The sequence below is a fragment of the Citrobacter sp. L55 genome, from assembly GCF_002850715.1.
Lineage (GTDB): Bacteria > Pseudomonadota > Gammaproteobacteria > Enterobacterales > Enterobacteriaceae > Citrobacter > Citrobacter braakii.
In genome coordinates, this window is record NZ_KZ559399.1 from 563,405 (window position 1) to 583,709 (window position 20,305).

Here is a 20,305-nt window from a genome sequence, read left to right on the forward strand (position 1 = left end):
GCATGTCTTATAAAATACGATTACAGTGGTTCAACAAACAAACATCTGAGGGTGAAGGAAAGGAATTTTCAGGTGTTTTAGATAATAATGTTTATTTTTTGGATAAGATTGGTCTATCTAACGAACCTCAGATCTATGATGGTGTATATGACGTGGTAGTCGAATGGTTGCCATATATACAACCGTATTTTCAGCATCAAATAAATTTGCAGCGATATGATTATCAGCTAGCTTTTCGTCCAATTTGATTGAATTATTGCTCTATCGCTGTGGTAGAGCATATTTTTAACTTTAAATAATCTCCCATATAATATATTTCTTCGTTCCTTTATCTTCTGATTTTTGTTCACGAATAATCGTATAAGACTTCAGGTATTCGCATATCTGCCTCATAAATCAATTGGTTGTAAAGATCGATAGTTGTATTGTTGATAGTTTTTATCGATCGATGTCGATGAATTGATCGTAACGTTCCGGTGAACTCACATTGACAGCACTGATCGGTTCTGCATTTCACAGCCCGGCTCAGTTATTCAGGGGATTTTTCGCGAAGGGTAATAGTTCGTGCTGTCGCTCTTCCGGTAATGAAGGCAGACGTTTCAGCGCCGATTTCAGCCAGCCATACGGCTCCACGCCGTTCAGCCGCGCCGTCAGCCAGGCCCACAGCGCATCCAGTTGCGGTTTCGCATACCGTTGTCGCATAACCATCCGTGACCAGTATTCCGCTCCAGCTCGCCAGCCACGCTTCGGGATAACGCGCTGCCCGTCCGGGCTGACAGTCGAAGCAGACCACGCCGTCGCCCGTGGTTTCGCCGCTGACATACGCCCACAGGTAGCCGTTCTGCGCCTTCCCGTCCTTTTACGTGTTCAGGATTTGCAGCGGCGTTTCATCCGCATGAATCACCGGGCGGTTTAACAGTTCCGTGCGCAGCAGTTCCGCCAGCGGCATCAGCCAGACGCAGGCCGCGCCCACCCATCCGGCCAGCGTGCTGACCGACAGTTCCCCTCCGGCCCTGGCGAACACCTGCTGCTGGTGATACAGTGGCTGGCGGTCGCAGAACTTGCTGACTAGGACCTGCGCCACCAGACCCGCTTCAGGAATGCCTTTCGGGATAATCTGCGCGGACAGACTGCCTGACACCACGCGCTGGCAGCCGTCGCAGCCGTACTGCGGACGAACGTAACGCGTCACCACGAACCGCGCCGGGATGTAGTCCAGCCGCTCGCTGATTTCATCGCGGATATGCCGCAGCAGCTGGCCGCAGTCCGGGCAGGCGCAGGCGTGAGGTCTGATAACGGTTTCTTTGCGCGGAAGGTGTGCAGGCAGCGGTTGACGGATGGGACATGTTTTCTTCTCTTCCGGCTCCGGCAGCAGGCGTGCAAGCTGCGCTTGTGCAGAAGCGATATCCGCGTCGGCATCCTCTTCGAACAGGGAACGCTGTAAGCCGCTGAAGGATTCGGCCTGACGGCCAACGCGCTGCTGACGGGCCAGCATCAGGGCTTCTTTCAGCAGGTGTATCATATGCGGTTAGATATTTTCTTCCAATCGTTCGAAAATAATATCTGCCTTATTTTGAGGACTCCTTTCTAAAATATATCGATAATCGCTTGCATGAGGTTCTGGGATTCTATCTATATCAATGTTTCCCTCCCTCAGATCATCTAATGTATTTTTCTCTATCCATTGAAATGATGTTATTAATATGCATTATAATATAAATAAATATTGATTTTTCATCTGACTCAGCTAATCTTAATATGTTCCGAAGACATATTCCAACTATGACCTTTTTGCCTTCTTCCTCATTTAGTTCTTTTGATGGTTTATTAATATCTATCAAGTCTTCATATTCTTCAATAGTTGGATTTTGAACTTTTATTATATAATCATCTGTATCGAAAAATTTAGCTCCAAACGTCTCCGCTATTTTTTACCTGCTGTTGTCTTTCCAGATCAAGTATGTCCTTCTATACAAATGGTAGTATGTTCAGATAATATATCTAATAAGCATGTCGCGTCTTCAGCTCTAATCGTAACACTCATTTAATATACCTCATCGTTAATGCGTTGAATAAATTATATTCAACAATACATTGTATGCAGTATCTAATCGATAGGCCACAAGGCATAAGAATTTGAAAGCTTGTGTATAAATATAATGGCATCCAATTACAAAATTGAATGCCTACATGTAAAATATTACATCCCGTAATACTTAGAGCTAAACGATACGGTTATTGGTGCTTCATCGTATAAACAACTTACAGTTATTTTTAATTTCCGTCGATGATCATAATATGTGTGGCTATGCGTTTTTTTACCAACTAACTCAAGTTCTGATAAGCCTATACTTAATGCTCCGAGGAAAATTTCAGAATCGAATTCTTGATTTCTGTAATGCGGAATTGTTTTTTTAAAATCAACTTCTACAAAGCTAATATAATTACCTTCAGCACAAAGATGCATCCGGCAATCATCATCTTCTACAAAGATGCTGCCAACTTCATTGCCTTTACACTCAAAGATTTTTTCTGCTTGTGGAATTTGCATTCCCATGTATTGAAACGGTCTGTGAAATGGTTTACACATTATAGGGGTATTGGCATGAGATGCTTTATCTAAAGCGGTGCCAAGATTATCAAATATTTTCTCGTCGCTCATGACGTTTTTATTAAAAACCATCCCTATGCTTTGAATTAATCTTTTAAAGGCTTCAACATAGTTATCTTCATTTCTAAAATCTGCATACAGTTTCCCAATGAGAAAACCCGGAGGCTCACATTCTTTCAGCATAATAGGTAATACTTTTATTTTTTTACCGCTTATTTGATAATTCATTGCCACATCAAGTTCATTGACTACCCAAGGCGCATTTATTGAATCAGGCGATAGAACAACAGCAAAGTAATCAACACTATCAATACCCTCCCTGATTTTTTGAATCAGAGAGTCGCCAATTTTCATTTCTGCCTCATCAAGCCAATAACGTACACCGTGATTTTCAAGGTCTCTTGCTAACTTTCTGACAAATGGCTTGTCATTATGATTATGGCTTAAAAAAACTCTAATACTCATAGGTCCCTCAACAAGAAGTTATGTAATAACTTACAGCTTCGTCGGATACCATCAAGGCACATCCTTGTGTCTTGAGTTAATGAAGCTTTGACTGAGCAAACTAAAACGGCCTGACCATCCCATCATGATTAGTCTCAACAAAATCAGCCTACCACTGTAGCATCAATCTTCGCTGCTCAAGATGCTTAGCCTTATGGGGATAGGCAGCACGAACACTGTTGCTTTCCTTGTGGCTCATCTGGCGTTCTACCGCACCTTCAGGCCATTGCCCTGATTCAATAAGAGCACTACATGCCAGCGTGCGGAAACCATGACCGCAGATGTCCTGTGTGGTGTCATAGCCCATCTTACGCAGCGCCTTGTTGATTGTGTTTTCAATCAGAACAGCTAAACCTTGGCAAGGCAATACCCCGACCACTCATCCATCAACGCCACCCGCTTAGACCATAACGTCCCACGTTGATACGCAGCCCTTGACTTATCTGCTAACTGGTGAGCTATCGCATGTTCAATAACCTCACGCGGGTAGATAGTCGTTTCACCAGCCCAATCACGAAATATCGATCTAAACCCATGCTGTGTTAAGTTGGTGCATCCCGTTCGCTTTAGGAATGCCAGCAAAGCCGTGTCGGAAAACTGCCCTTTACGAATGGCAGGGGACACAAAGTTATTGCTCTTAAAATAGGGTAAATCTTTTAATAGGTAACAGCAGCTTGGAAGGAAGAACCCTGTGTTCTTTCCCTGTCGTGAGATAATTTTCTGGAGTGTTCAGGTGGGGCGTTTTCACACAACCTATAGCAAGTTTGTTGTAGTAATCAAAGGTCCAAAAAAAACTTCCATTAGGAAAATCACAGCAAAAACAATAAGTTCAGATACAAAAAGCCCGTTTACACGAGCTTCTTTATGCAGGACAAAACCAATATTACGTTGTAACTGATTGATTCTGTATCAAATATGGCGGTGAGGGGGGGATTGACTCGCTTCGGGCAGCCTGTTCTCTGCGCTCTCAGTCTGTCCAACTGGCTGCGCTGCTACTCGGCCCATCCCTGGGCCTCGCCCCTACGGGGCCAGCGCATGCGCTGTTCAAAATTGCTCCCGGCAATTTTGTGTCGACCCCCGGTCGTGGCTTCTCATCCCCCCGCAGGCGTGCAACATGCGAAAAAAAAGCCCGTACTTGCGTACGAGCTCTTTCTCGAATATGGCGGTGAGGGGGGGATTGACTCGCTTCGCTCGCCCTTCGGGCAGCCTGTTCGCTGCGCTCTCAGTCTGTCCAACTGGCTGCGCCAGTTGTCGAACCCCGGTCGGGGCTTCTCATCCCCCCGCAGGCGTGCAACATGCGAAAAAAAAGCCCGTACTTACGTACGAGCTCTTTCTCAAATATGGCGGTGAGGGGGGGATTCGAACCCCCGATACGTTGCCGTATACACACTTTCCAGGCGTGCTCCTTCAGCCACTCGGACACCTCACCATATTGTTGTTCCTGTGCTACCGGAACGGGCGCTAATTTAGGGAAATACCGCTCCGGCGTCAATCAACTTTTTGAAAAAAACGTGCATTTACACAAACTTCAATCAATATGCAGCTTAAATAAGCGGGAATTGTTTTTTTTGCCAGCACCCTAAAATTTGCTACTCTGATGTTCCCTCGAAAAATGATGATTATAAGTGCGAGTACGTTCCGCATAACAATGTTCAGGAGACGTTATGGATATAATTTTCTATCACCCAACATTCGATACGACCTGGTGGCTTAATGCGCTGACAAAGGCCATACCTGGCGCGCGGGTCCGTGAGTGGAAGGCAGGTGATAATGCGCATGCTGACTACGCGCTGGTCTGGCATCCTCTGGTTGAAATGCTCGCCGGACGAAAATTAAAAGCCGTATTTGCGCTGGGTGCGGGCGTCGATTCTATTCTCAGTAAACTAAACGCTCATCCGGAAATGTTGGATGCGTCGATCCCGCTTTTCCGTCTGGAAGATACGGGGATGGGCCTGCAAATGCAGGAATATGCGGTTAGTCAGGTATTGCACTGGTTCCGTCGCTTTGATGACTACCAGGCATTAAAAAACCAGGCGAAATGGCAACCGTTGCCAGAATATACCCGCGATGAGTTTAGCGTCGGGATCATGGGCGCTGGTGTTTTAGGTGCAAAAGTTGCAGAAAGTCTGCAAGCATGGGGGTTCCCGCTACGCTGCTGGAGCCGTACGCGTAAATCCTGGTCTGGTGTAGAAAGCTTCGCCGGTACCGAGGAACTGGGCGCGTTTTTGAGTCAAACTCGCGTGCTGATCAACCTCCTGCCTAATACGGCAGAAACCGTAGGCATTATTAACGCTGATTTACTCAGCCAATTGCAGGATGGCGCTTACGTGCTCAACCTGGCGCGCGGCGTTCATCTCAATGAAGACGCTCTTCTGGCATCGCTGGACAGCGGCAAAGTAAAAGGTGCCATGCTGGATGTCTATAGCCGTGAACCGCTGCCGGAAACCAGCCCGCTATGGAAACATCCGCGTGTGGCAATGACGCCGCATATCGCCGCGGTAACACGCCCGGCAGAGGCGGTGGACTACATCTCCCGTACGATTTTGGACCTGGAAAGTGGGAAATCCGTAACGGGTCAGGTCGATCGCGTTCGGGGATATTGATGGTAACCCGGCAAGTGCCGGGTTTCAGCTAATAAATGGCGACGATACCTGCTATCCTTGACGGAAAATGACTACAGGAGAGAGTTATGTATCCCGTTGACCTGCATATGCATACCGTCGCCAGTACCCACGCCTACAGCACCTTAAGTGATTACATCGCTGAAGCCCATCGCAAAGGCATCAAGCTGTTTGCCATAACCGATCATGGACCGGACATGGCGGATGCGCCTCATCACTGGCACTTTATTAATATGCGCATTTGGCCTCGTATCGTCGATGGCGTAGGGATCCTGCGCGGTATCGAGGCGAATATTAAGAATATTGAAGGCGAAATCGACTGTTCAGGTCCGATGTTTACCTCTCTGGATCTCATCATTGCGGGCTTCCATGAGCCGGTTTTTGCACCTCACGATAAAGACACCAATACCCAGGCAATGATAGCCACGATGGCCAGTGGTCACGTGCACATCATCAGCCATCCGGGGAATCCCAAATATCCCGTTGATATCACAGCGATTGCGCAGGCGGCGGCAAAATACCAGGTCGCGCTGGAAATCAATAACTCCTCGTTTTTGCATTCGCGTAAGGGGAGTGAGGACAATTGTCGCGCGGTCGCTGCGGCGGTGCGTGATGCCGGGGGCTGGGTGGCGTTAGGGTCGGATTCACATACCGCTTTCACACTGGGTGAATTTGGTGAATGCCGTAAAATTCTGGATGATGTAAATTTCCCGGAAGACAGAATTTTAAACGTCACCCCTAAACGCCTGCTGGCGTTTCTGGAATCGCGAGGCATGGAGCCGATCGCGGAATTTGCTGAACTGTAATTGTTACTAACTGGAATATATCAATGAACGAGTTTTCTATCCTGTGTCGTGTACTGGGCTCGCTGTTTTACCGCCAACCGCAGGACCCTTTACTGGTTCCTCTGTTTACCCTGATTAGTGAAGGTAAACTGTCCGCCAACTGGCCGCTGGAACAGGACGAACTGCTCACTCGTCTGCAGAAAAGCTGCGATATGCCTCAGTTGGCTGCGGATTACAACGCGCTGTTTGTCGGCGACGAGTGTGCGGTGCCGCCTTATCGTAGCGCCTGGGTAGAAGGGGCGAAAGAATCCGATGTTCGTGCTTTTCTTTCTGCCCGCGGAATGCCGCTGGCAGATACGCCTGCAGATCATATTGGCACGCTGTTGCTGGCGGCTTCATGGCTTGAAGACCAGTCTGCGGAAGATGAAAGTGAAGCACTCGAAACCTTGTTTGTGGAATACCTGTTGCCCTGGTGCGGCACGTTCCTTGGCAAAGTTGAAGCGCATGCAAACACACAGTTCTGGCGTACCATGGCACCGTTAACGCGTGATGCCATTGGCGCGATGTGGGACGAATTGCAGGAAGATACTGAAGAGTAAATGTGATTTAGATCTCATTAAACTGCAACTCAATTTACATCATTGCATGAATTGTGTGCACGATCTCATTCCCATGCCGTTTTTCTGCTAAGATACGCGGCATGAACATACTTCTCTCAATTGCAATCACAACGGGCATTCTCTCTGGGATTTGGGGATGGGTGGCCGTATCTCTTGGTTTACTCAGTTGGGCTGGCTTTCTGGGCTGCACGGCCTATTTTGCCTGTCCGCAGGGTGGGCTGAAAGGGTTGTGGATCTCGGCGTGTACGCTGCTAAGCGGTGTGGTGTGGGCGTTGGTGATTATTAACGGTAGCGCGCTTGCCCCGCATATGGACATTATTGGTTATGTCATGACGGGAATTGTCGCGTTTCTAATGTGTATTCAGGCAAAGCAATGGTTGCTTTCATTTGTGCCGGGTACCTTTATTGGCGCATGCGCAACGTTTGCAGGGCAGGGTGACTGGCAGTTGGTCGTGCCTTCTCTGGCGCTGGGGCTGGTATTCGGCTATGCGATGAAAAACAGCGGATTGTGGCTGGCATCTCGTCGTGAGAATCGGCTATCGTCGACGCTGACCAGTAAATAAAAAAGCGTGAGGGTTTTCCTCACGCTTTTTATGCTGTATCGACCACTCAGGATTCCGGAGGTACCGACAAATGGCGGTATTTAACCAGGATGTCATTATCAACTTGTTTCTTATCCTGCAAATCCCACAATCCGCGATCAATCCCGTCATTAATCAGGAAGATAACGCCGGTTTCAATTGCTGACATCAGACAAAGCATAACCGGTTCGTTAGAGGTGTAGCCAATTTCACCTTCCAACAGTCGCTGGTAGTCAATGAAGCGGAATACCCCAGCCTGCACTTCATAAGACAAGATAGTTTTGCTGGTATTCACCGATGAGAGGATTTCACCGGTACTAACGTTAACCACACGCAGGTTGACCGCTATCTGGTCGAGCTGGTACTGCGTATCGGCGCCAATACCGAAATAGCGCGCACCAACGCCACCCGATTTAACGTTGCTTTCATAACCAATAATTGACCCTTCTACCATGATGTTTGCCGCGGTCAGAGACTGCAGAGGGATCCGGTTATTAATGGCAACTGTGCCGTTTTCCTGAGCCGCACGAATGATTTTTCGTTCGTTAAGCAAGTTCTGCAATCCCTGACGTTCCAGCGGAACGAACCAACGAGAATCCTTCAATGCGGTGACAAGCATCGCCGTGGCGCTTTGCGGGACGGCGGTTGAGAAGTTACTTGCCGGATAAGGTTTAAACTGGCCAGTCTCATCCTGAATATTGTATACCGAGACAAAAATCTTACCTGTAGGCATGGGCAGGTGCGTCAAGTCTTTATAGCTTTGGGCTCGGGGCATTAATGTCGGCTTAGCGGCTTCTTGCGGCGGGGCTGTTAAACATCCGCTGAGTAAAATTACTGCCACCATGATAAGTAAGCGCTGCATGATTTTTTCCTTTCGTGGCTATAATTTAGAAATCGGTCGACTGATTTTGTAAACCCGACACTTCAATAGTCGACGTTCTCCCCGTTTTCCTGTCCGTGACATTCAGTTGCAGTTGTCCATCCCGGTTGGCGATATCAACGATAAAATCGCTGGTTACCATCCTTCCCGGCTTACCGGTATTGATATTGGTAAGTAAGCCACCGAGTATTTGTGACTGGATCGCCTGGGTAAAGTTATCCAGCGCTGTTGGGGTTTCAATGCCGTAGTCGCCGGCACTCGGATCTTTATACGAGTTTTGCGCCTGTGCGCTGTTCAGTAAAAAAGAGCCGTTATTTGGGTTACCACCAAAGTTAGGGTTGCGGAACTGGAACGTCATATTTCCGGCCCAACTTAATGGTGAAATCAGCATGAGCAAAACCACTGCATGTTTGACACGCATGAAAGCCTCCGGACAAAATCATGTTTTAGAATTCATCGCGCGCTAAATCGCTCGTGCTTAATAGTGTTTGATCTATTTGCCGACGATTTAATGCTTCCTCAGTTTCTGCCAATGCAAAGACCACAATTTTGTCGAAGTCTCTTTTCGTCGGGAATAAAAAAGTCTGGAAGATAACGTCCTGATTGACCGTTATGGTGATCCAACTTCCCCAACGTGCACTGGGTCTTTCATTAATGGTTAAGTTTCCTGTGTACTTACTTTCCCACTTGTCACTAAAGGCCCGGTAAAAATCATGGCCAATGGAAGAGACAGTGTGGTCGGTTAACAGTCCGGGAACCTCCACCTCTACAGCCGCGTGTAGATTCCCGGCAGCAAGGAACAAATTTGCTGCCACAATCCAGGTCAAATAGCGTTTCATGGCTTTATCGCCTGAGGTTATCATTGGCCCACGAGACCGCCTGCGTACGATTTTTGACAGCTATCTTTTTGAAAAGATTATAAAGATGTGTTTTCACCGTATTTTCACTAATAAATAGTGAACGCGCGATTTCAATATTTGAGGCGCCGATACGCAGTTTATTAAGGATCTCTTTTTCACGGTGCGTAAGTAATGCCGACTCCGTGCTGTTATAGCGGTAGTTCCCGGAATGCGTGATCAGGTAGCTGGCAAGCTTTTGCGAAAAGTAGCATTCGCCCCGCAACACACCCTGCAAACCGCTGACTACACGCTGCTCATCTTCAGTTGCGTAAAATACGCCATTGATATGCGGCCAGTTTTCAATATCCCGGTAAGGATAATCATCTGGGGTATTCAACAATAAAGTTTTTATATTGTTGTTTTTTCTGCTCAAATTATCTTGCCAGTAATGGATCAGTTTTTTATCTGCCTCCATCATATCCAGTAAAACAATGCAGCTGGAGGATATATCATCCAGAGAACGTTGAATATTATGTAGTTTTCCGGTTAACGCCAGCGATTGCTTTAAATGCTGTAATAACGCAGTTGCCTGCAGGGATGGTTTAGTGATCAACAATAATGTATGACCATGAATACTATGGACTTCATTAAACATGATGAAACTCCACTTTTTTAGTCGCACACCTGACAGTTGCCTCTACTAAAATAGAGGCACCAGAAGTACTGACAGATGTTGCACTGCTGTGTAGAAATAAAACTTCGACCCAACGGGGTGAAAATATTAAAACAAATGGACTTCAACTGATTTCAATCTAGCTATTACAAATCTTAAAGCAAGTGTTAAACATGTTACATAATGTAAATTTATATATTAAAATGTGATTTTTGCGTTTTTGTGGAGTTTAGATTTGATAGTAAAGTTGTACATTTTAGCGTTATTGCATAGATTTAAAAAATCATACAAATTATAATATCTTATTGAATTTTAAGAAATAAAATTATAATTAGATGGTTTTAGATTTCTAATGAATTTTGATTTTTTTGTCTCACTTTAAGTTGAACAATTTTAGATAGAAAAAAATGACACTTGTCACGACTTGTACCGAGGACAATCCCACTACCGTCTGCAAGGCCCAGAAAACGCGGAAAACGCGTTTTTTTGTTACTGCATAGAAATTCACTCATCGGGTTACAAAAGAAATAAAATCCAGAGCTATAACGGTGTTAATTGCTGTTAATTAGTACTTTGGGGTGAATCTGGATATAAAAATACAACTGGTGGGTGAGTTATTTAAAATGTTTCAACGGACATACTCTTCATCGTAACGTGGCGTTAACAAATGTAAGTCACGTTAACAATAATTTGAGTGGTAAATAATTTAACCTTATGTACGACCAGGTCCAGGGTGACAACATGAAAAACAAGTTGTTATTTATGATGTTTACAATGCTGGGTGTGCCTGGGATTGCATCCGCTACAAGTTATGATTTAGCTAACTCAGAATATAACTTTGCGGTAAATGAATTAAGTAAGTCTTCATTTAATCAGGCAGCCATTATTGGTCAGGTTGGCACTGCGAACAGTGCAAATACTCGACAGGGGGGCTCGAAGTTATTGTCGGTTATTTCGCAAGAAGGTTCTGGTAACCGAGCGAAAACAGACCAGACGGGGTCATATAACTTTGCATATATTGATCAAACGGGTAGTTCCAATGACGCGAGTATTAAACAAGGTTCATACGGTAATACGGCGGTAATTATCCAGAAAGGTTCTGGTAATAAAGCCAATATTACTCAGTACGGTACACAAAAAACAGCAGTTGTGGTGCAGAGACAGTCGCATATGGCAATTCGCGTAACTCAACGCTAATCCATTAACGACGATTAAATCAATCCGATGGGGGTTTACCATGAAACTTTTAAAAGTGGCAGCATTCGCAGCAATCGTAGTTTCTGGCAGTGCTCTGGCTGGTGTTGTTCCGCAATGGGGCGGCAATCATCATGGTGGCGGTAGTAATTATGGCCCAGACTCTTCACTGAGTATCTACCAATATGGGTCAAACAACGCTGCGAATGCTCTGCAAAGTGATGCGCGTAAATCAGATGTCACTATCACACAACATGGGCGTGGTAACGGGGCTGTAGTTGGTCAAGGCGCTGATGACAGTACCATTAGCCTGAAACAGACTGGCTTCCAGAACAATGCCACTATCGATCAGTGGAATGCTAAAAATGCTGATATTAGTGTAACCCAGTTCGGTGGCCGTAATGGTGCGTTGGTTAATCAGACCGCGTCTGACTCCAATGTGCTGATTCAGCAAGTTGGCTTTGGCAACAACGCTACAGCTAACCAACACTAATTCAGTTTTCTGACTGATAATAAACAGGGCGTGAGCCCTGTTTTTTTTTCGGGAGAATATGATGCATACGCTATTACTCATTGCCGCGCTGGCAAATCAAATAACATTCAATACAACTCAGCAAGGTGATATGTACACCATTATTCCTCAGGTGACGTTAACCCAACCGTGCGTATGTGAGGTACAAGTCCTTGCCATACGTAAAGGGCAGGGGGGACAAAGCCAGTCGCAGCAGAAAATAAGCCTTTCGGTCCCTGCTAATCGACCGATTGAATTAACCAAACTGAGCTTTAATATTTCATCTGAGGATTCGGTCAAAATTATCGTTACCGTTTCAGATGGGCAGTCTCTGCATCTGTCGCAACAATGGCCTGACTCAAACAGTCACCCATAATTTTTTGCTGTATTTGCATTAAGGGTGTGGCTGGGAATGCGCTGCTGTTCTATGAATATAGAAGCGTGTGAGCGTTTGTAATTGATCGTTAATCGTAGCGGTGAAGGATCATTTCGATCCCTCAAAGATGGCTAATCATTGAGGAACCCTTATGTGTACATTATTAAAGCGTATTTTAAGTACCAGTTTATGTGCTTTTTCTCTTTTAACCCTCCCTGCAATTGCGCAGCAAATCACAACCGGCGGGGTTATTCATTTTCGCGGAGCGATAGTTGAATCACCTTGCGACGTTAACAGACAGCAGCAGCAAATTGAATTGTCATGTATCCGCAACGGCACCAACCAGAATAGTCTTTACAACCCGCAACAGCTCGCGACAGCCCCTCAGAATGTGCAGGAAATTGCCACAGTCAAAATGCACTACCTCAATGAACAGAAAAACATGGCGATTCTTAATATTGAATATAAATGACTCGCTGTGGCGTAGATATGCACACTTACGGTTAAAAAGAGAGATTTAAGGGAAAACCCTGCTGTACACTTAACGAATGGTGTTTTGTCAGGGGGAACTTATGCAATCACGTGTTCATGTGTTACATGGCGATATTACGACTGTCGCTGTTGATGTGATTGTCAATGCGGCGAATTCATCGCTACTGGGAGGCGGTGGCGTCGATGGCGCAATCCATCGCGCTGCCGGACCAGCATTGCTGGAGGCCTGCAAACAGGTTATCCAGCAACAAGGAGAATGCCCGACAGGGCATGCGGTGATCACTCTGGCGGGGGCGCTTGCGGCAAAAGCGGTCATTCATACCGTAGGACCGGTCTGGCAAGGAGGAGGTCATCATGAGGCCGAACGCCTCGAAGAAGCTTACTTAAACACCCTGCAACTGGCCCTGGCCAATGGTTATCACTCCATTGCTTTTCCGGCGATTAGCACCGGGGCTTATGGCTATCCACGCGCCGCAGCGGCAGAAATAGCGGTGAAAACGGTGCTGAAATTTATTACCCGCCGCGCACTTCCTGATCAGATATACTTGGTGTGCTTTGATGACGAAAACGCTCAACTTTATAAGAGATTGCTAACACAACAAGGTGATGATCACACGGACTGATATGACGCGACTTGAGCGTGCCATCACGCCCCTTTGCGAAGACCACCCGGGAGAATGCGGCATTCTTGCGTTGGATGACAGCCTGGATGCGTTTGCTGCTCGCTATCGGTTAACGGAAATGGCGGAACGTACCCTGGATGTGCAGTATTACATCTGGGAAAACGACATGTCCGGGCTATTGCTATTTTCCGTTCTGCTGGCCGCAGCGAAGCGAGGCGTACGGGTGCGTTTGCTGCTGGATGATAACAATACGCCGGGTCTGGACGACACGCTGCGTCTGCTGGATAAGCACCCCAATATAGAAGTTCGCCTCTTCAATCCGTTTTCCTTTCGCATCCTGCGCGCGCTGGGCTATTTAACCGATTTTGCCCGGCTTAATCGGCGCATGCACAATAAAAGTTATACCGCTGACGGCGTGGTGACCCTCGTTGGTGGGCGTAATATTGGCGATGCCTATTTTGGCGCGGGTGAGCAACCGCTGTTTTCCGACCTGGACGTCATGGCTATCGGGCCGGTTGTCAAAGATGTGGCGGATGATTTTGAGCGTTACTGGCACTGCCGCTCGGTTTCAACGTTACAAAATGTGCTTGAGATGTCCGAGCCAGATTCTGTACAGCGTATTGAGCTACCCGAATCCTGGTATAACGATGATATTACCCGCCGCTATCTGCATAAGCTGGAAACCAGCCAGTTTATGTCCAGTCTCGATCAAAGATCGCTGCCGCTAATTTGGGCCAAAACGCGTTTGCTGAGCGATGATCCTGCAAAAGGAGAAGGGAAAGCGCCGCGCCACTCGCTATTACCGCAGCGTTTGTTTGACGTAATGGGTTCGCCGACCGAACGTATTGATATTATTTCTGCCTACTTTGTGCCGACGCGTGCCGGTGTGGCGCAGCTCCTGAGACTGGTAAGAAAAGGCGTCAAGATTGCCATTTTAACCAATTCACTGGCGGCGAATGATGTGGCGATCGTCCATGCGGGCTATGCGCGCTGGCGAAAAAAACTGCTGCGCTACGGTGTAGAATTATACGAACTTAAACCGACCCGCGATCGCGTCTCGGTCGTTCACGATCGTGGATTAACAGGTAATTCAGGGTCCAGCCTGCATGCGAAAACGTTCAGTATTGATGATCGCAAAGTGTTTATCGGCTCGCTTAATTTTGATCCTCGTTCGACGCTGCTCAATACGGAAATGGGGTTTGTGATTGAGAGTGAAGTGCTGGCCGAATTGATTCATAAACGGTTTATGCAAAGCCAGCGTGATATGGCCTGGCAGCTACGCCTTGACCGTTGGGGGAGAATTAATTGGGTCGACCGACTTTCTGGCAGTGAACAGGTCCTGAAAAAAGAACCCGCCACAGGATTCTGGAAGCGGGTTCTGGTAAAGCTGGCGTCCGTGTTACCCATTGAATGGCTGCTTTGAACCACACAATGATTGAGGGAAAAACTAGCCGGCTACGGCCTTGTTTTTATCCTGCTTAACGGGCGGTTTACCCGAAAAGAGAAACTTCAGCACCGGTATGCGTAAATGGATTTCGTACAGTATTACCGCAATCCCAACCACAAACAGCAGACCGCAGAGAAAACCCAGCAGATTCGACGTGATATGCGGTGTGATGTAAGCGCCAAAAAACAGCGTTAACGGGTGGTGCACCAGATAGATAAACAGCGACGCGTTGACAAAATAGGTCACGCGGGCAGACTGGAAATTAAGCAAACGGTGACCCAACGAAAAGACGACGTTCACCATCCACAGTCCCATGACCATGGTAATGACATATTCGGTTTCATACATCCAGGCATCGCCGTTGCCATAACGCTGATTGAGCAGGTATGCCACAAATGCGAATGCAGCACCGAGCGTGCAACCGCGTGACGGTGTGGTAAACAGCGCTTTCAGATTCGGGTTGATAAACGCCAGTGCGCCGAGGATAAAGAACGGCGCATAGAACAGCGTTTGCATAACGATAAAATTGAACATGCCATCGCTGAGAATCGAAGGGTAGAGGATGAAAATTGTCCTTCTGACGGCAGCGTAACCGACACCTAACAAGATGAAGATCAGCGATAATTTAGTCATCGACACCGCCGGGGCGCTGGCGGCATCACTACGCGTCAGTCTGTTTTTCATCTGGGTGAACATCCACATGCTCACGGTCGTTAATACGACCAGAACCAGTAAAAACCACAGATGGGAAATCAGCTCCCAGGCCAGCGCATTGTATTTATCGTAGCCGCTGAGAGTATGCCAACTGTCTGCTTTTCCCTTTACGTATTGCAGCATGATAAATTGCGGCAGCGTAAGTAATGGAATCGCGGTCAGCATCGGGATCCCCACGCGTTCTACACGCACCTTCCACCAGCGCTTTAGCGGATAGCGCAAAAATAGCATGTAGGAAAAATAACCCGAAATGACAAAGAAGACTTGCATGCGAAAAGCATGGATAAAGTCGTTAAACAGGGTCAACCACCACGACGGTTCAGCACTGTTCACGTGCCAGGTGTGGGTCGAGTAAATCAATGAAATATGGAATGGGATCCCTAACAACATTAGCCAGGCACGGATGGAGTCAAGAAAATATTCGCGTGGTGGTGATACAGAGCTCATAGACAGTTATGTATTCTCAGACTTTTCGTCTTATCCCTAAGACGAATAATGGTTACATTCGAGGGCAACCCTACACGAAGTCCAACAACCTGTCTCCAGGATAAGCACGCAAAGTGAAAACAGGTAGTTGAACCTGATTAAACCATGAGCCAGCGCGCGAACAATACAGGGATTCAGTTGTCGGAATACCCGATTATCCATTAAAATGGATCGGATCAATATAAGCACACAAAGGGGGAAGTGCTTACTAATTATGAAACATAAACTACAAATGATGAAAATGCGTTGGTTGGGTGCAGCAGTTATGTTAACGCTGTACACATCATCGAGCTGGGCGTTCAGCATCGATGATGTTGCAAAACAAGCTCAATCCTTAGCCGGTAAAGGCTATGAGGCGCCAAAAAGTAACTTGCCCTCCGTTTTCCGCGACATGAAATATGCGGATTATCAGCAGATCCAGTTTAACCGCGATAAAGCCTACTGGAGCAATCTCAAGACCCCATTTAAGCTCGAGTTCTACCACCAGGGTATGTACTTCGACACGCCGGTCAAAATCAACGAAGTTACCGCTACAGCGGTGAAAAGAATCAAATACAGCCCGGATTATTTTAATTTTGGCGATGTTCAGCATGATAAAGACACGGTAAAAGATCTCGGTTTCGCCGGGTTCAAAGTGCTGTATCCGATCAACAGCAAAGATAAAAACGACGAAATCGTCAGCATGCTCGGTGCCAGCTATTTCCGTGTTCTGGGGGCAGGGCAGGTCTACGGTCTGTCTGCGCGCGGTCTCGCGATTGATACCGCTCTGCCTTCTGGCGAAGAATTTCCCCGCTTCCGTGAGTTTTGGATCGAGCGTCCGAAACCGACTGACAAACGTTTGACCATTTATGCCTTGCTGGATTCTCCGCGCGCAACCGGAGCGTATCGCTTTGTCATCATTCCGGGTCGTGACACGGTAGTCGATGTTCAGTCCAAAGTTTATCTGCGCGACAAAGTGGGCAAGCTGGGCGTGGCACCGTTAACCAGTATGTTCCTGTACGGACCAAACCAGCCTTCTCCGGCGACCAACTATCGTCCGGAACTGCATGACTCTAACGGTTTGTCGATCCACGCTGGCAACGGCGAGTGGATTTGGCGTCCGCTGAATAACCCGAAACATCTGGCGGTGAGCAGCTTTGCGATGGAAAACCCGCAAGGTTTCGGCTTGCTGCAGCGTGGCCGTCAGTTCTCGCGTTTTGAAGATATCGACGATCGTTACGATCTGCGCCCAAGCGCCTGGATCACGCCAAAAGGTGATTGGGGTAAAGGTAAGATTGAGTTAGTTGAAATCCCAACTAACGATGAAACGAACGATAACATCGTTGCGTACTGGACGCCGGATCAACTGCCTGAAGCCGGCAAAGAGATGAACTTCAAGTACACCCTGACGTTCACGCGTGACGAAGACAAGCTTCATGCCCCTGATAGCGCCTGGGTCCAGCAGACTCGTCGTTCTACCGGTGATGTAAAACAGTCTAATCTCATTCGTCAGCCTGATGGCACTATCGCGTTTGTGGTGGACTTTACCGGCACGGATATGAAAAAGCTGCCGCAGGATACCCCGGTTACCGCACAAACCAGTATTGGCGACAACGGCGAGATCGTTGAAAGTACTGTGCGCTACAACCCGGTAACTAAAGGTTGGCGTTTGGTATTGCGCGTGAAAGTGAAAGATGTGAAGAAAACCACTGAAATGCGTGCTGCCTTGGTCAATGCCGATCAGACGCTGAGTGAAACCTGGAGCTACCAGTTACCTGCCAATGAATAAGACAACTGAGTATATTGACGCAATGCCGCTTTCGGATATCGAAAAAGCGGCACTGCCGAAAACTGACATCCGCGCCGTTCATCAGGCGCTGGATGCCGAGCATCGTACGTACTCGCGCGAAGATGATTCACCGCAGGGTTCGGTGAAAGCTCGCCTGGAGCAGGCGTGGCCTGATTCTCTGGCCAAAGAGCAGTTGGTTAAGGACGATGAGGGGCGCGATCAGCTGCAGGCGATGCCAAAAGCAACGCGTACCTCTATGTTCCCCGATCCCTGGCGTACCAACCCGGTTGGCCGCTTTTGGGATCGCCTGCGCGGGCGCGATGTGACTCCGCGTTATCTTTCGCGTTTGACGAAAGAAGAACAGGAGAGCGAGCAAAAATGGCGTACGGTTGGCACCATCCGCCGCTATACGTTGTTGATCTTAACGCTGGCGCAAACGGTCGTCGCAACCTGGTATATGAAGACGATCCTTCCGTATCAGGGTTGGGCATTCATTAATCCTGTTGACATGATGGGGCAGGATTTATGGGTCTCCTTTATGCAACTGCTGCCCTACATGCTCCAGACCGGCATTCTCATTTTGTTTGCCGTGCTTTTCTGTTGGGTTTCAGCAGGATTCTGGACCGCGTTGATGGGCTTCCTGCAACTGTTGATTGGGCGAGATAAGTACAGTATCTCCGCCTCAACGGTTGGGGACGAACCGTTAAATCCCGAACACCGGACTGCGTTGATTATGCCGATCTGTAACGAGGACGTTGACCGCGTATTCGCGGGACTTCGCGCCACGTGGGAGTCGGTCAAAGCGACGGGCAACGCCGAGCATTTTGATGTTTACATCCTGAGCGACAGTTACAACCCCGATATCTGCGTAGCAGAACAAAAAGCGTGGATGGAGCTGATTGCCGAAGTGCAAGGCGAAGGGCAGATTTTCTACCGTCGTCGTCGTCGTCGCGTGAAGCGTAAAAGCGGCAACATTGATGACTTCTGCCGTCGCTGGGGAAATCAGTACAGCTACATGGTGGTGCTGGACGCTGACTCCGTGATGAGCGGTGACTGTCTGAGCGGACTGGTGCGCCTGATGGAAGCGAATCCAAATGCCGGGATTATCCAGTCTTCACCGAAGGCTTCCGGTATGGATACGTTGTATGCACGCTGTCAGCAGTTTGCGACCCGTGTTTATGGTCCGTTGTTTACCGCTGGACTTCACTTCTGGCAATTGGGGGAATCGCACTACTGGGGCCATAACGCGATTATTCGCGTGAAGCCGTTTATCGAACACTGTGCGCTTGCGCCGTTACCGGGCGAAGGCTCGTTTGCGGGTTCGATCCTCTCCCATGACTTCGTCGAAGCGGCGTTGATGCGTCGTGCCGGCTGGGGCGTATGGATTGCTTACGATCTGCCGGGCTCTTATGAAGAGCTACCGCCGAACCTGCTGGATGAACTCAAGCGTGACCGTCGCTGGTGTCATGGCAACCTGATGAACTTCCGTCTGTTCCTGGTGAAGGGGATGCACCCGGTTCACCGTGCGGTGTTCCTGACCGGCGTTATGTCCTATCTGTCCGCGCCGCTGTGGTTTATGTTCCTCGCGTTATCGACCGCATTGCAGGTGGTGCATGCGTTGACGGAACCACAGTACTTCCTGCAACCGCGCCAGCTGTTCCCGGTATGGCCGCAGTGGCGTCCTGAACTGGCGATCGCGCTGTTTGCTTCTACGATGGTGCTGCTGTTCCTGCCGAAGCTGCTGAGTATTTTGCTCATCTGGTGTAAAGGGACGAAAGAGTACGGCGGGTTTATCCGCGTTACGCTGTCGCTGCTGCTGGAGGTTCTGTTCTCCGTGCTGCTGGCGCCGGTGCGTATGCTGTTCCATACCGTCTTTGTCGTGAGCGCCTTCCTCGGTTGGGAAGTGGTGTGGAATTCGCCACAGCGTGATGACGATTCCACCCCGTGGGGTGAAGCATTTATGCGTCACGGTTCTCAGTTACTGCTGGGGCTGGTGTGGGCGGTAGGTATGGCCTGGCTGGATCTGCGTTTCCTGTTCTGGCTGGCGCCGATTGTCTTCTCGCTGATCCTGTCGCCGTTTGTTTCCGTGATTTCCAGCCGTTCCACGGTTGGGTTACGTACCAAGCGCTGGAAGCTGTTCCTGATCCCGGAAGAGTATTCTCCGCCGCAGGTGCTGGTTGATACGGATACCTATCTGGTGATGAACCGCAATCGTACGCTGGACGACGGCTTTATGCATGCGGTGTTTAACCCGTCATTTAACGCACTGGCAACGGCAATGGCGACTGCACGTCACCGCGCGAGTAACGTGCTTGAGATTGCCCGTGACCGCCATGTGGAGCAGGCGCTGAACGAAACGCCGGAGAAACTAAACCGTGACCGCCGTCTGGTGCTGTTGAGCGATCCGGTGACGATGGCGCGTTTGCACTATCGCGTCTGGAATTCACCTGATAAGTATTCTTCGTGGGTGAATTACTACCAGGGACTGACCCTGAATCCGCTGGCGCTCAGGAAAAAGTAAGCGTTATGTAACGTGAAAATACCGGCCTGGTGCCGGTATTTTTTTATACTAAATAAAAG

General features: G+C 48.2%; 20 protein-coding genes, 1 tRNA gene, 1 other RNA gene and 3 pseudogenes. 13 read left to right on the top strand and 12 right to left on the bottom strand.

Translation table 11 applies throughout. From position 1 onward, the window contains the following. The first annotated feature begins 2 nt into the window (after nt 1-2). The gene (locus B9P82_RS29340; protein WP_094762257.1) at nt 3-248 is read left to right on the top strand and encodes a colicin E3-like toxin immunity protein; all 246 of its coding nucleotides are present in this window, start codon (nt 3-5) and stop codon (nt 246-248) included. A gap of 277 nt (nt 249-525) precedes the next feature. Here the strand turns inward: B9P82_RS29340 and B9P82_RS29345 are convergent, their stop codons facing one another. The 7 genes and pseudogenes from B9P82_RS29345 to B9P82_RS02780 all read right to left on the bottom strand — a co-directional run bounded on the left by B9P82_RS29345 (nt 526) and on the right by B9P82_RS02780 (nt 4,544). Further along, nucleotides 526-822, bottom strand: coding sequence for a transposase domain-containing protein (locus tag B9P82_RS29345; RefSeq protein ID WP_094762258.1), 297 nt, complete (start codon nt 820-822; stop codon nt 526-528). Beyond that, a pseudogene (locus tag B9P82_RS02755) lies at nt 758-1,522 on the bottom strand (IS66 family transposase); the annotation flags it as partial. The gene B9P82_RS29345 and the pseudogene B9P82_RS02755, both read right to left, overlap by 65 nt. A gap of 678 nt (nt 1,523-2,200) precedes the next feature. Continuing rightward, entirely contained in the window at nt 2,201-3,076 is an 876-nt protein-coding gene (locus tag B9P82_RS02760) for a toll/interleukin-1 receptor domain-containing protein (RefSeq protein ID WP_101699912.1), read from the bottom strand. Between the two features lie 148 nt (nt 3,077-3,224). Next, nucleotides 3,225-3,452 (bottom strand): annotated as a pseudogene (locus B9P82_RS02765) (tyrosine-type recombinase/integrase); the annotation flags it as partial. Nucleotides 3,453-3,463: 11 nt separating this feature from the next. Continuing rightward, a pseudogene (locus tag B9P82_RS28815) lies at nt 3,464-3,818 on the bottom strand (tyrosine-type recombinase/integrase); the annotation flags it as partial. 457 nt (nt 3,819-4,275) lie between these two features. Continuing rightward, nucleotides 4,276-4,412: non-coding RNA, RtT sRNA (locus B9P82_RS02775), on the bottom strand. A 44-nt stretch (nt 4,413-4,456) separates the two neighbouring features. After that, nucleotides 4,457-4,544: transfer RNA gene (locus B9P82_RS02780), tRNA-Ser, on the bottom strand. Nucleotides 4,545-4,779: 235 nt separating this feature from the next. Between B9P82_RS02780 and ghrA the strand changes: the two genes are divergently transcribed. From ghrA to B9P82_RS02800, 4 genes are all read left to right on the top strand, one after another. After that, on the top strand, nt 4,780-5,718 hold the full coding sequence (gene ghrA / locus B9P82_RS02785; protein ID WP_101699913.1) for a glyoxylate/hydroxypyruvate reductase GhrA: 939 nt from the start codon (nt 4,780-4,782) through the stop codon (nt 5,716-5,718). An 86-nt stretch (nt 5,719-5,804) separates the two neighbouring features. Beyond that, nucleotides 5,805-6,542 carry a phosphatase gene (locus tag B9P82_RS02790; RefSeq protein WP_016156173.1) on the top strand — a complete coding sequence of 246 codons (738 nt, stop codon included), beginning with the start codon at nt 5,805-5,807 and terminating at the stop codon, nt 6,540-6,542. A 23-nt stretch (nt 6,543-6,565) separates the two neighbouring features. Next, nucleotides 6,566-7,120: a TorD/DmsD family molecular chaperone gene (locus tag B9P82_RS02795; protein WP_016152596.1), complete on the top strand. Its 555-nt coding sequence runs from the start codon at nt 6,566-6,568 to the stop codon at nt 7,118-7,120. 101 nt (nt 7,121-7,221) lie between these two features. Continuing rightward, nucleotides 7,222-7,704 (top strand): DUF1097 domain-containing protein, encoded by a 483-nt coding sequence (locus tag B9P82_RS02800; protein ID WP_016156175.1) that lies wholly within the window; start codon nt 7,222-7,224, stop codon nt 7,702-7,704. Nucleotides 7,705-7,750: 46 nt separating this feature from the next. Here B9P82_RS02800 and csgG read toward each other — a convergent pair whose 3' ends face one another. Genes csgG through csgD form a run of 4 tightly spaced genes read right to left on the bottom strand, consistent with a single transcriptional unit; the run spans nt 7,751 to nt 10,096 of the window. Then, nucleotides 7,751-8,584: a curli production assembly/transport protein CsgG gene (gene csgG, locus B9P82_RS02805; protein WP_016152598.1), complete on the bottom strand. Its 834-nt coding sequence runs from the start codon at nt 8,582-8,584 to the stop codon at nt 7,751-7,753. 25 nt (nt 8,585-8,609) lie between these two features. Then, on the bottom strand, nt 8,610-9,023 hold the full coding sequence (gene csgF, locus B9P82_RS02810) for a curli production assembly/transport protein CsgF (protein ID WP_016152599.1): 414 nt from the start codon (nt 9,021-9,023) through the stop codon (nt 8,610-8,612). 25 nt (nt 9,024-9,048) lie between these two features. Then, nucleotides 9,049-9,441 carry a curli production assembly/transport protein CsgE gene (gene csgE / locus B9P82_RS02815; protein WP_016152600.1) on the bottom strand — a complete coding sequence of 131 codons (393 nt, stop codon included), beginning with the start codon at nt 9,439-9,441 and terminating at the stop codon, nt 9,049-9,051. Between the two features lie 4 nt (nt 9,442-9,445). Beyond that, on the bottom strand, nt 9,446-10,096 hold the full coding sequence (gene csgD, locus B9P82_RS02820; RefSeq protein WP_003036091.1) for a biofilm master transcriptional regulator CsgD: 651 nt from the start codon (nt 10,094-10,096) through the stop codon (nt 9,446-9,448). 759 nt (nt 10,097-10,855) lie between these two features. Here csgD and csgB point away from each other — a divergent pair. The 6 genes from csgB to B9P82_RS02850 all read left to right on the top strand — a co-directional run bounded on the left by csgB (nt 10,856) and on the right by B9P82_RS02850 (nt 14,733). After that, complete coding sequence (gene csgB / locus B9P82_RS02825; protein WP_101699914.1) at nt 10,856-11,311, top strand: curli minor subunit CsgB; 456 nt, start codon at nt 10,856-10,858, stop codon at nt 11,309-11,311. A gap of 40 nt (nt 11,312-11,351) precedes the next feature. Beyond that, nucleotides 11,352-11,801: a curli major subunit CsgA gene (gene csgA / locus B9P82_RS02830; RefSeq protein ID WP_006685125.1), complete on the top strand. Its 450-nt coding sequence runs from the start codon at nt 11,352-11,354 to the stop codon at nt 11,799-11,801. 61 nt (nt 11,802-11,862) lie between these two features. Continuing rightward, nucleotides 11,863-12,195, top strand: a complete 333-nt coding sequence (csgC, locus tag B9P82_RS02835) for a curli assembly chaperone CsgC (protein ID WP_016152602.1) — start codon at nt 11,863-11,865, stop codon at nt 12,193-12,195. A 151-nt stretch (nt 12,196-12,346) separates the two neighbouring features. Beyond that, a complete protein-coding gene (locus tag B9P82_RS02840) occupies nt 12,347-12,667 on the top strand; it encodes a type 1 fimbrial protein (RefSeq protein WP_016152603.1) in 321 nt (106 codons plus the stop codon). A 100-nt stretch (nt 12,668-12,767) separates the two neighbouring features. Continuing rightward, nucleotides 12,768-13,310 (top strand): O-acetyl-ADP-ribose deacetylase, encoded by a 543-nt coding sequence (gene ymdB, locus B9P82_RS02845; RefSeq protein ID WP_101699915.1) that lies wholly within the window; start codon nt 12,768-12,770, stop codon nt 13,308-13,310. Continuing rightward, nucleotides 13,294-14,733, top strand: a complete 1,440-nt coding sequence (locus tag B9P82_RS02850; protein ID WP_152903216.1) for a phospholipase D family protein — start codon at nt 13,294-13,296, stop codon at nt 14,731-14,733. The genes ymdB and B9P82_RS02850 overlap by 17 nt, the downstream gene beginning before the upstream one ends. Nucleotides 14,734-14,757: 24 nt before the next feature. Here the strand turns inward: B9P82_RS02850 and mdoC are convergent, their stop codons facing one another. Continuing rightward, the gene (gene mdoC, locus B9P82_RS02855; RefSeq protein WP_101699916.1) at nt 14,758-15,918 is read right to left on the bottom strand and encodes a glucans biosynthesis protein MdoC; all 1,161 of its coding nucleotides are present in this window, start codon (nt 15,916-15,918) and stop codon (nt 14,758-14,760) included. Between the two features lie 271 nt (nt 15,919-16,189). On the opposite strand from mdoC, the gene mdoG reads away from it, so the two are divergent. Then, nucleotides 16,190-17,725, top strand: a complete 1,536-nt coding sequence (mdoG, locus tag B9P82_RS02865; protein ID WP_085951042.1) for a glucans biosynthesis protein MdoG — start codon at nt 16,190-16,192, stop codon at nt 17,723-17,725. Continuing rightward, a complete protein-coding gene (gene mdoH / locus B9P82_RS02870) occupies nt 17,718-20,246 on the top strand; it encodes a glucans biosynthesis glucosyltransferase MdoH (RefSeq protein WP_019076449.1) in 2,529 nt (842 codons plus the stop codon). The genes mdoG and mdoH overlap by 8 nt, the downstream gene beginning before the upstream one ends. Nucleotides 20,247-20,305 lie beyond the last annotated feature (59 nt).